This is a genomic window from Longimicrobium sp. (assembly GCF_035474595.1).
GTDB lineage: Bacteria > Gemmatimonadota > Gemmatimonadetes > Longimicrobiales > Longimicrobiaceae > Longimicrobium.
In genome coordinates this window covers 23435-33358 of record NZ_DATIND010000102.1, presented here as the reverse complement: position 1 = coordinate 33358, position 9924 = coordinate 23435, and the positions used below count along the sequence as shown (strand labels likewise).

9 protein-coding genes are annotated in these 9924 nt (G+C 70.6%); 2 read left to right on the top strand and 7 right to left on the bottom strand.

What is annotated here, in order from left to right; genetic code table 11:
* Positions 1-180: 180 nt before the first annotated feature.
* The 7 genes from VLK66_RS18810 to VLK66_RS18780 all read right to left on the bottom strand — a co-directional run bounded on the left by VLK66_RS18810 (position 181) and on the right by VLK66_RS18780 (position 7611).
* Positions 181-2166: an APC family permease gene (locus tag VLK66_RS18810; RefSeq protein WP_325311006.1), complete on the bottom strand. Its 1986-nt coding sequence runs from the start codon at positions 2164-2166 to the stop codon at positions 181-183.
* A gap of 519 nt (positions 2167-2685) precedes the next feature.
* On the bottom strand, positions 2686-3765 hold the full coding sequence (locus VLK66_RS18805) for a sensor histidine kinase (RefSeq protein WP_325311005.1): 1080 nt from the start codon (positions 3763-3765) through the stop codon (positions 2686-2688).
* A 2-nt stretch (positions 3766-3767) separates the two neighbouring features.
* Entirely contained in the window at positions 3768-4466 is a 699-nt protein-coding gene (locus VLK66_RS18800) for a response regulator transcription factor (RefSeq protein ID WP_325311004.1), read from the bottom strand.
* 471 nt (positions 4467-4937) lie between these two features.
* Positions 4938-5465 carry a hypothetical protein gene (locus VLK66_RS18795; RefSeq protein WP_325311003.1) on the bottom strand — a complete coding sequence of 176 codons (528 nt, stop codon included), beginning with the start codon at positions 5463-5465 and terminating at the stop codon, positions 4938-4940.
* Positions 5466-5665: 200 nt separating this feature from the next.
* Complete coding sequence (locus VLK66_RS18790; RefSeq protein WP_325311002.1) at positions 5666-5845, bottom strand: hypothetical protein; 180 nt, start codon at positions 5843-5845, stop codon at positions 5666-5668.
* A gap of 87 nt (positions 5846-5932) precedes the next feature.
* On the bottom strand, positions 5933-6514 hold the full coding sequence (locus tag VLK66_RS18785; RefSeq protein WP_325311001.1) for a dihydrofolate reductase family protein: 582 nt from the start codon (positions 6512-6514) through the stop codon (positions 5933-5935).
* Between the two features lie 194 nt (positions 6515-6708).
* Positions 6709-7611 carry a LysR family transcriptional regulator gene (locus tag VLK66_RS18780; protein WP_325311000.1) on the bottom strand — a complete coding sequence of 301 codons (903 nt, stop codon included), beginning with the start codon at positions 7609-7611 and terminating at the stop codon, positions 6709-6711.
* 151 nt (positions 7612-7762) lie between these two features.
* Between VLK66_RS18780 and VLK66_RS18775 the strand changes: the two genes are divergently transcribed.
* Complete coding sequence (locus tag VLK66_RS18775; protein ID WP_325310999.1) at positions 7763-8593, top strand: SDR family oxidoreductase; 831 nt, start codon at positions 7763-7765, stop codon at positions 8591-8593.
* Positions 8594-8850: 257 nt separating this feature from the next.
* Entirely contained in the window at positions 8851-9873 is a 1023-nt protein-coding gene (locus VLK66_RS18770) for a zinc-dependent alcohol dehydrogenase family protein (protein WP_325310998.1), read from the top strand.
* Positions 9874-9924: the final 51 nt, after the last annotated feature.

Here is a 9924-nt window from a genome sequence, read left to right as displayed (position 1 = left end):
CTCGATGTTCACGTAGCTGAACATCACCCGCTGCTCTGGTTCGCGTCCGCGCATCCATGCTCCCGGCCGAAGGTTACGGCAATTTACAGCCGTGCCGCTTCGACCGAAAGTGTACATTGCGATTTTTAGCAGCCTGTTAGGACTTTCAAGACTCTCCCGCCCTTGCCGTCGCGCCTCCCCTCACCCCGCCCGCGGCAGCTCCATCGCGCGGACGGGGAGGAGCATGGCGTTCATCCCCGCGAACTGCAGGCGGCGCTGGAGCTGGTCCGCCGTGTTGTTGTGCAGCATGCGGAAGAAGAACCCCTCGCGCTGCGAGATCAGCTTGCCCATGAAGAAGATGGAGCGCGGGAACTCCTTCGCGATCCCGGCGCACAGCGCCTCGGCTTCGCTCACCGCCTCCGTTCCCACGCGCATCCGATACTCCGCCGGCAGCCCCAGCCCGCGGGCCAGCTCCACGTAGCCCCGCAGCGCCGCCTCCGTCCGCTCGCGCACGCGGTCCACCTCGTCCACCCCCTTCATCGCCGCCGCGTCGATCACGCCCACCGACACGAACACGAAGTTCCCGAAGTGCCGCGGAAAGAGCCGCTGCACCGAGAGCAGCGCGTGGATCCCCAGCCCGCCGTAGCCGCCCACCAGGAGCACCGCCGTGGGCGCCTTCGGGTCCAGCGGCTTCGGCGGGCCGTCGTACGCCGCGGGCAGGCCGCCCATCACCTCGTCCAGCCGCCGGAAACCCTCGCGTACGCGGTCGTAGTGGCGGCGCACCGCCAGGCAGAGGCCCACCACGGCGCCGGTGACCGCCACCGTCACCCATCCCCCGACCTCGAACTTCTCGTACAGCACCCCGGCCAGGATCCCCGCGCACAGCGCCAGCGCCACGCCGTGGATGGCCAGCCCACGTCCGCGGTGCCCGCCGCGGGTGCGCAGCCAGTAGCGCACCATCCCCAGCTGCGAGAGCGAGAAGGTGACGAAGACGTTGATGGAGTACATCGTCACCAGCCGGGTGATGTCCCCCCTCGTGTAGACCAGCGTGGCGATGGCCGCGCCGCCCATCAGCAGCACACCGTCCTGAATCGTCAGCCGGTCGGAGAGCTGGGCGAAGCGATGCGGAAGCCAGCGGTCGGCGGCCATGTTGCTCATCACCCGCGGCCCGTCGATGAACCCCGCCTGCGCCGCCACGAACAGGAGCGCCGCCTCGGTGGCCAGCGTGAAGGCCACGAAGCCGTACCCCACGTTCACCCCGCCCAGCCGCCACGCCCCCGCGAAGCGCTCCAGCAGCACCGCGTTCAGCGTCTTCCCCTCCACGGGCGCCACCCGGAAAAGCAGGTACAGCAGCAGGATTCCGCTGGCCGTGGCCGCGAGGGACACGGCCATGTAAACCATCGTCCGCGTGGCCGTCCGCACCCGGGGCTCGCGCATGATCTGCAGCCCGTTGCTCACCGCCTCGATTCCCGTGTAGGTGCCCGCCCCCATCGAGTACGCGCGCAGGAACACGGCGAACAGCCCCACGGCGCCCAGCGTGCCCAGCCCCTGCCGGAACCCGCCCGACACCTCGCGCGCCACCCGCGGCACCTCGCCCGCGTGCGTGGCCAGCCCGCCCGCGATCAGCACCGCGTGCATCAGCAGGAACGCGGCGAACACCGGCGCCAGGATGCTCACCGACTCCTTCACCCCGCGCAGGTTGAGCACCACCAGCAGGAGGATGACGAGGCCCGCGGCCGCCAGCTTCCAGCGGTGCCACGCGGGCGGGAGCACGCTGAACACCTGGTCGGCGCCGCTGGCGATGGACACGGAGATGGTCAGCACGTAATCCACCAGCAGCGCCGCCCCCGACACCACGCCCCAGCGGGCGCCCAGCAGCTGGCTGGCCACCACGTACCCGCCGCCGCCGAACGGGAAGCGGCGGATGATCTGCGAATAGGCGATGGAGATGACCAGCACGGTCACGGCCGTGGCCCCGGCCAGCGCCACCGCCAGGTACGCGTGCGGCCCCAGCGCGCGGAACGCCTCGTCGGGCCCGTACGCCGACGACGAAAGCCCGTCCGCGCCCAGCCCCACCCACGCCAGCAGCGCGATCAGCGAGATGTTGTGGTAGGTCCGCGGGTCCCGCACGTCGCGCGGCTCCCCCAGCACCGCGCGCGCCATCCGCTTGCGTCTCGTGGTCTCCATTCCCTCGGTGCCCCGGGTCCATTCGCCACGAAATTCGGGAAGATCGTGACGGTCCCGTGAAGGAGGCACAAAGATCCGTCCGTCCAGCGTGAAGGAGTCGTAAAGACTGGGAGATGAGATAGATGGAGATGGAGATGGGGATGGAGATGGAGATGGAGATGGAGATCGGATGAAACGCGTGATGCCGGATAGACGTCATCCTGAGGCCGGCCATGACGAAATTTTGTCTACACCAGTGCTGGCAGGCCGAAGGATCTATAACCGCTCACGCACGTGCGCTGCCGGACCTCACCGTTCAATCTGTCGGAAGGATCAGCGCATCAGCCGAGACACGATGCTGCGGCTATGGATCAGAAGATCGAATCGTGCAATCTGGAAGCGCACGTGCGACCTCGCCTATGGATCCTTCGGCCTTCAACCGCTCGTGCGGAAGGCAACGACGGTGTGGCCCGGCCTCAGGACGACGTCTCTCTGTGGCGTTTGTAGCAGGGAGATGATTGCCAGATCCGGTGTGAGACATCACCCCGGCAGGGTGGCGGGATCGGCGAGGTCGGCGGAGGGGAGGGTGAAGACGAACACGCTTCCGCCGCCCGGCCGCGGCTCGAAGGCGAGCGTGCCGCCCTGCGCCTCGGCCAGGCGGCGGGAGATGGAGAGGCCCAGCCCCGCGCCCCCGGCATCCGCCTCGCCCTGCGGACGGCGGTAGAAGGGGTGGAAGATGCGCTCGCGCTCGTCCTCCGGCACGCCGGGGCCGCGGTCCGCCACGCGGAAGACGAGGCGGCCGCCGTCGCGCGAGACGGAGAGCTCGATCGGCGTGGCCGCGGGCGCGTACTTGTGCGCGTTCTCCAGCAGGTTCACGAGCACACGCAGCGACTGCACGAAATCGAACCGCCCCAGCAGCAGCGGCTCGTGGGGATGCAGCTCGACCCGCATCTCCCGGTCTCCCAGCGAGCCCGAGACGCGCTGGAGCGCCGCGCCCACCAGGTCCTCGGCCGCGACGATCTCCGGCGCCACGCGCAGCTCCCCCGCGTTCAGGCGGGAGAGATCCAGCAGGTCGGCCACGAAGCGGTTCAGCCGGTCGGCTTCCTCCTCGATGGTCACCGCCCGCTCGTCGCCGGTCTCGCCCAGGTCGTGCGCCAGCGCCTTGATGGTGGTCAGCGGCGTCCGCAGGTCGTGGCTGACCGCGGCGATCAGCGCGTCCTTCAGCCGGTCGGCCTCGCGGAGCGCGGCGGCGCGCCCGGCCTCTGCCGAGAGCCGCTGCACCTCGGCGGCCTGGCGGCGCGCGCGGTGCAGCAGCTGCGTGGCCACCGTCGCCACCGCCAGGAAGGTGAGCAGCACCAGCCAGTCGCGCCGGTCGCTGAGCCCGAAGTTCTGGTACGGCGGGAGGAAGAAGAAGTTGAAGCAGAGGAACGCCACGACGGCCACCACCAGCCCCAGCGCCCGCGTGCCGCTGGAGCTGGCGGCCAGCACCAGCAGGAGGTAGGCAAGGGCCACGTGCACCCGCTCCAGGTCCGCGCGCACCGCCGCCATGCCGGCCGTGAGCGCGGCCGCCGCCGCCAGCCAGGCGGCCCACCGCAGCAGCCCCCGGACGCGGGCGCCCACCGTCAGTCCAGCGCGCGGAAGCGGTAGCCCACGCCCGGCTCGGTGACGATCAGCGCGGGGCGAACGGAGTCGCGCTCGATCTTGCGGCGCAGGTTGGCCACGTGCACGCGGAGATAGGCCTGCGGGTCGCCGCCGCCGGCGCGCCCCCACACCGCGCGGAAGATCTGGTCGTGCGTGAGCGTGCGCCCGGCGTTCGACACGAAGGCGCGGAGCAGGTCCCACTCGGTGGGGGTGAGGTGGACCTCTCCCCCGTCCTTCGAGAGGACGCGCCGCGCCAGGTCGATCCGGAGCCCGTCCAGCTCCACCGGGCCGCCGCCGCCCGCGCGGGGCTCCGCGCGCGAGCGCCGCAGCTGGGCGCGCACGCGGGCCCGCAGCTCGGCGGGGCTGAACGGCTTGGTCACGTAGTCGTCCGCCCCCGCGTCCAGCAGCGCCACCTTCTCGTGCTCGGAGTGCCGCGCCGACAGCACCACGATGGGCGCCGACGACCAGCCGCGGATCTCCGCGCACACGCTGGCGCCCGCCACGTCCGGGAGCCCCAGGTCCAGCACGATCAGGTCGGGGCGCTCCGCCGCCGCGCGGTCCATTCCCTCGCGCCCGGTGGCCGCCTCCAGCACGCGCACCGCGTCGCCCTCCAGCGCGTTCCGCACCACGCGCCGGATCTGCGGCTCGTCGTCGATCACCAGGATGGTCGTCTCGGTCATGCCACGCATGCTAGCACCCGCCGCGGCGCGGGACCAGCGAGCCGGCGGCAACGCACGAAGGCCCGGCGCCGAAGCTCGGTGCCGGGCCTTCATGGTGATCCCGATTTCGGGGATCGATCGCGCAATCCGGCAGCGCACGTGCGACTCGCCTGTAGATCCTTCGGCCTGCAACCGTTCGTGCGGAGGCAACGACAGTTGGCCGGCCTGAATAGATAGAAAGTTCGCGGCCTTGCCTCCCTCACCGGCGACTGAAGAAGTCGCAGCAACAACTACGGGAAGCCTCGCAAACTGCGCGAGGCTGTTCGGCTCGGCGACGAGTTCCGGTCCCGGAGGACGCCGCCCTTTCATCCATCGTGGTCGCGCGAAGCGCGGTGTTCGACTCAGGACGACGTCTCTCTGGGCATTGGTGGCACGGGTGATTGCCAGATCCGGTATGACAGCACCCGTGGTGGCGTGCGGCCTGGACGAGAGTCAGCGCGGCCACGCGGGGCCGCACCCCGTCTGCTGGTAGGTGTCGCTGATGTTCAGGAGCTTCCAGCGCCCGTCGCGCCGGGTCAGGTGGAAGGCGTCGAAGCCGCAGTGCGTGACGGTGCCGTCGCGCCGGACCTGGTATTCGGCCCAGACCGTGGCCAGGTCGCCGCTCACGTGGACCACCGGGTTGCGGATGGGCTCGTCGATCCCCGGCTGGTTCGGCTGCGTGACCGCGTGGATGAACTGCGCGGCGGTCAGCACCACCACGCGCGTTCCGCCGTCGCGCGCCGGGCGGATCAGCGTGATGCGCGTGAGCGAGTCCACGTGCTGGCTCATCGCCGTGGTGTCCTTCATCCGCAGCGCGTCCATGAAGCCCTGGAGCGACGCGAGCACCGCGGCCCGCTCCTGCGCGGTGGTTTCACGCGCTCCGGCCGCCGCGGCCCCGGTCGCGGACGGGGCGGGCGACGTCCGCGGCTGGCAGGCGGCGAGCAGCGGGAGCAGCAGGAGAGGCAGATGACGTGTGCGCATGTGGGTGCGTGTGCGGGGGATACGGATCCACCCGGCTGATGAAAGCCGGGCAGCGGACGGGCGGCGAAAGCTACGGGGCGATGCCGGGAGCCGCCAACGGCGGGCTCGATCGGGCGGCGGCTCGATGATCCGCGCGGCGAAAGCTTCGGCCCCGGCGAGAGATCTCGCCGGGGCCGTTTCGTATCACACCGGGACGCAACTCAGGCGATGCACGGCGACGAGTTGGTGTTCGGTCTCTCGATCGGGCGCGTCTGCGTGTCCCACAGGATCGACGCGGCGTACCCGCCGTCGAAACCGTCCCGGCCATCCAGCCCCGTGAAATCCGGCTGCATCACGGTAGTCTCCACGTGCAGCGCCTCCAGGTCCAGATTCATCCGCATGCGGCACCTCCCAGGTTCAGGCGTGTCAGATCGTGTCGCTATACGGTATTTAGCTTTCCGGAGAGGCGTCAACCCCTCTCGCAGGGATTACCGCCGCAGCGCGTAGTGGAGGCCGACCACGCCGGTCGGGTAGGGCGTCGCGGACTTCAGCTCGAACGTCGCGTGCACGCCGTCCGGCAGCACCCGCTTGCCGCTTCCGAGCGTGATGGGGTAGACGAGCAGGTGCAGCTCGTCCACCAGGCCGTGCTCCAGCAGGGCGTGCACGAGCTGGCTGCTGCCGTCCGTCAGGATGTTCCCGCCGGGCTGCTCCTTCAGCGCGCGCACCGACTCGATCACGTTGTCGCGGATGATGGTGGTGTCGCGCCAGATGGGCTGCTGAAGGGTCGCCGAGACGACGTACTTCTTCGGGGCGTTCATCATGTCGCCGAAGAAATCGCCCGCCGGCATCGGCTCGAACGCCTCCGCGTGGGTGACGTACGTGCGGCGGCCCAGGAGGAACGCATCGCAACCCTGCATCAGCTCGAAGAAGGTCTTCCCGATGTCGTCGTGCCAGTAGGGGAGCGTCCAGCCGCCGTGCTCGAATCCTCCGTCGGTATCCTCGTCCTTGCCGCCGGGCGCCTGCATCACGCCGTCCAGGGTCACGAACTCGGAAACGATCAGCTTTCTCATTGGGGGCCTCTCCGGTCAGGGTCGATGCTCGCTGCGTCACACGGGCGACGAACGGGGATCCCGGAATTCGACACGGCTGTCGACCGCGCGGATGCGCGGCACCTGTGCCTACGGCGAGCCCGGATGCAGCCTGGCAGTCCCGCAGGGACTTTGTGCGGTTGTTGCCCCGGATTTCCAATCCGGGGACGCAGGGCTCACCGCGCCTGCCGGATGCGGAGCAGGTAGTCGATGAGCGCGCGGAGGGCCGGCGAGGCCTGCCGCCGCTGGGGATAGTACAGGTAGTAGCCCGCGAACGGCGGGCAGAACTCCTCCAGCACGGCAACCACCTCGCCGCGGTCCAGGTACGGCCGCACTCCGTCCCCCATCCCGATGGTCACCCCCAGCCCCGCCGTCACCAGCCGCATCATCAGCGAGAAGTCGTTGGCGACCACCCGGGCCGGCACCGCGACGGAGAAGTCGCCGCCGCGGGGCTCGGTGAACTCCCAGCGGTACGGCGGCGCATCCGGACCCGGCCGCCAGTTGATGCACGCATGCCCGGCAAGGTCGCGGGGGTGCTCCGGCATCGGGCGTGTCGCGAAGTACGCGGGCGACCCGACCACCACCATCCGCTGCGGGCCCGACGCGGGCACGGCGATCATGTCCTGCTCGATCACCTCGCCCAGCCGGACGCCTGCGTCGTAGCCGGCCGCCACGATGTCGCTCACGTCCTCGTCGACGATGATGTCGAGCCGGACCTGGGGGTACGCCTGGAGGAACGCCGCGAGCGCGGGCCCGCGCAGGAACCCCTCCGCTCCGCTGCTGATGTTCAGCCGCAGCGTCCCCCGGGGCTCGTCCGCCAGCTCTCCCACCGCCTCCGCGGCCGCCCGCAGCCCGTCCAGCGCCTGGCGCGAAGCCGCGTAGAACCGTTCTCCCGCCTCGGTCAGCCGCACGCTGCGCGTGGTCCGCAGGAGGAGCGTGACGCCGAGGCGCTGCTCCAGCTGCCGCAGCGCCTTGCTCAGCGCCGTCCCGCTCACGCCCAGCTGCCGTCCCGCGGCGCGGAAGCCCTTCGCTTCCACCACCGCGACGAACTCCGGGACGCCGTCCGTGATATCCGGCATTGTCAACCTGAGGGCATCAGGGTGCGAACCGCTGTCTCGTTTATCCGCGACAGTCACTGACATAGCTTTCTGCGTCGAATCAGGCAACCGCTTTGCGGCCGCGGCTGGAGTGAGGGACTCGGCCCCACCGCGAACCGACCAGGAGGCAGGAATGAGCAAGGTCTACTTCATCACCGGCGCCGGACGTGGCATGGGTGTCGACATCGCCCGCGCGGCGCTGGCCGCGGGGCACCGGGTGGTCGCCACCGGCCGCCGTCCCGAGGCCGTCACCGAAGCGGTCGGCAAGGCGGAGAACCTGCTGGCGCTGAAGCTCGACATCACCATTCCGGCGGACGCCGAGGCTGCCGTAGCGGCGGCGGTCGGGCGGTTCGGCCGCATCGACGTGCTGGTCAACAACGCCGCCAACTTCCAGGCCGGCTGCTTCGAGGAGATCAGCCCCGGGCAGTTCCGGGCGCAGATCGAGGTCAACCTCTTCGGCACGCTCAACGTCACCCGCGCCGTGCTTCCGGTGATGCGCCGGCAGCGCGGCGGCCAGGTCGTCACCATCTCCTCGACCGCCGGTGTGGCCGCCGGGGAGTTCACCTCCGCGTACGCGGCCTCGAAGTACGCGGTCGAGGGGTGGATGGAGGCGCTGCGCCCCGAGGTGGCGCCCTACGGCATCACCACGACGGTCGTGGAGCCGGGGTTCTTCCGCACCAGGCTGCTCGAGAAGGAGTCGACGCTCCTGCCGGCGCTGTCGATCGGCGACTACGCGCCGCGCACCGCGGAGATCATCCCCATGTGGGAAGGGATGAACGGCAGGCAGTCGGGCGACCCGGCCAAGCTCGGCCGCGCCCTGGTCACGCTGCTGGACTTGCCCGCGCCGCCCGAGCGGTGGGTCGCCGGCGCCGACGCCGTCCAGGCGGTCATCCGGAAAGCCGGCCTGCTCCGCCAGCAGGCCGAGGCGTTCCCGGAACTTTCGACCACGCTCGACCACGATTGATACCGCATCCGGCAGAAGAGTCGGTGCATCTCGCTGAATCACGTGCTGCGGAGGCGATAGATCCTTCGGCCTGCAACCTCCTGTGTGGACGCTGGTTACGCTGTGGGCGGCCTCAGGATGACGTCGAGTTGATGCGGCGAGGATGCACGAACGAAATTCCCGGCGGGGGTGGCGGCGGACGGAGATCGAGCGGCCTGCGTGGCCGGCGCGAGCCCGCGCTGGCCACGATCACCAGTGAACGATGGGAGTGGATCGAGATGAAGGGAGCCGTTCTCTACGGACCGGGCGACGTGCGCTTCGAGGAGCGCCCCGACCCGAAGATCATCGAGCCGACGGACGCGATTCTCCGCGTCACGGCCGCCTGCGTCTGCGGCTCCGACCTGTGGCCCTGGCGCGGAATCGAGACGTTCCCCGGGCCGCAGCCGATGGGCCACGAGTACGTGGGCATCGTCGAGGAGGTCGGCCGCGACGTGCGGAACGTCAGGCCGGGCCAGTTCGTGGTCGGCTCGTTCTTCGCCTCCGACAACACCTGCCCCATCTGCCGGGCGGGCTACCAGGGCCGGTGCGTGCAGGCCCAGCCCATCGGCGCGCTGGGCGCGCAGGCGCCCTTCCTGCGCGTGCCGCTGGCCGACGGCACCCTGGTCGCCACGCCGGAACTCCCCTCCGGCGACCTGGTCCCGAGCCTGCTGGCGGCCTCCGACGTCCTGGGCACGGGCTGGTTCGCCGCCGACGCCGCCGCGGCGGGCCCCGGCAAGACGGTGGTGGTGATCGGCGACGGCGCGGTCGGGCTGCTGGGCGTGCTCTCCGCGAAGCAGATGGGCGCGGAGCGCATCGTCCTGATGAGCCGCCATGAGGACCGGCAGAAGCTCGGGGTGGAGTTCGGCGCCACCGACATCGTGACCGAGCGGGGGGACGAGGGCGTGGCCCGCATCAGGGACCTGACCGGCGGACTGGGCGCGCACTCGGTGATCGAGGCGGTGGGGACGCAGGAGTCGATGATGCAGGCGATCCGCTCCACCCGCCCCGGCGGGCACGTGGGCTTCGTCGGGGTCGCCCACGGCGTGGAGATCCCCGGCCTGGAGCTGTTCTTCGCGGAGGTCCACCTGCTCGGCGGCCCCGCCCCGGTCCGGCGCTACCTCCCCCACCTGATCGACCTGATCTGGACCGGCAGGATCAATCCCGGCAAGGTGTTCGACCTGACGCTGCCGCTGGACCAGGTGGCCGAGGGCTACCGCGCCATGGACGAGCGCCGCGCCATCAAGGCCCTGCTGGTCCCGTAGCGGGGCGAAGCACGCGCGCAGCGTCCGATGGATCGTGCAGTCGGGACAGCA

Bases quoted from the DNA above. Each gene is read 5' to 3' on its own strand.
- VLK66_RS18775 (WP_325310999.1), top strand. From the start codon at position 7,763: ATGAGCAAGGTCTACTTCATCACCGGCGCCGGACGTGGCATGGGTGTC.
- VLK66_RS18795 (WP_325311003.1), bottom strand. From the start codon at position 5,465: ATGCGCACACGTCATCTGCCTCTCCTGCTGCTCCCGCTGCTCGCCGCC.
- VLK66_RS18810 (WP_325311006.1), bottom strand. From the start codon at position 2,166: ATGGAGACCACGAGACGCAAGCGGATGGCGCGCGCGGTGCTGGGGGAG.
- VLK66_RS18800 (WP_325311004.1), bottom strand. From the start codon at position 4,466: ATGACCGAGACGACCATCCTGGTGATCGACGACGAGCCGCAGATCCGG.
- VLK66_RS18790 (WP_325311002.1), bottom strand. From the start codon at position 5,845: ATGCGGATGAATCTGGACCTGGAGGCGCTGCACGTGGAGACTACCGTG.
- VLK66_RS18780 (WP_325311000.1), bottom strand. From the start codon at position 7,611: ATGCCGGATATCACGGACGGCGTCCCGGAGTTCGTCGCGGTGGTGGAA.
- VLK66_RS18785 (WP_325311001.1), bottom strand. From the start codon at position 6,514: ATGAGAAAGCTGATCGTTTCCGAGTTCGTGACCCTGGACGGCGTGATG.
- VLK66_RS18770 (WP_325310998.1), top strand. From the start codon at position 8,851: ATGAAGGGAGCCGTTCTCTACGGACCGGGCGACGTGCGCTTCGAGGAG.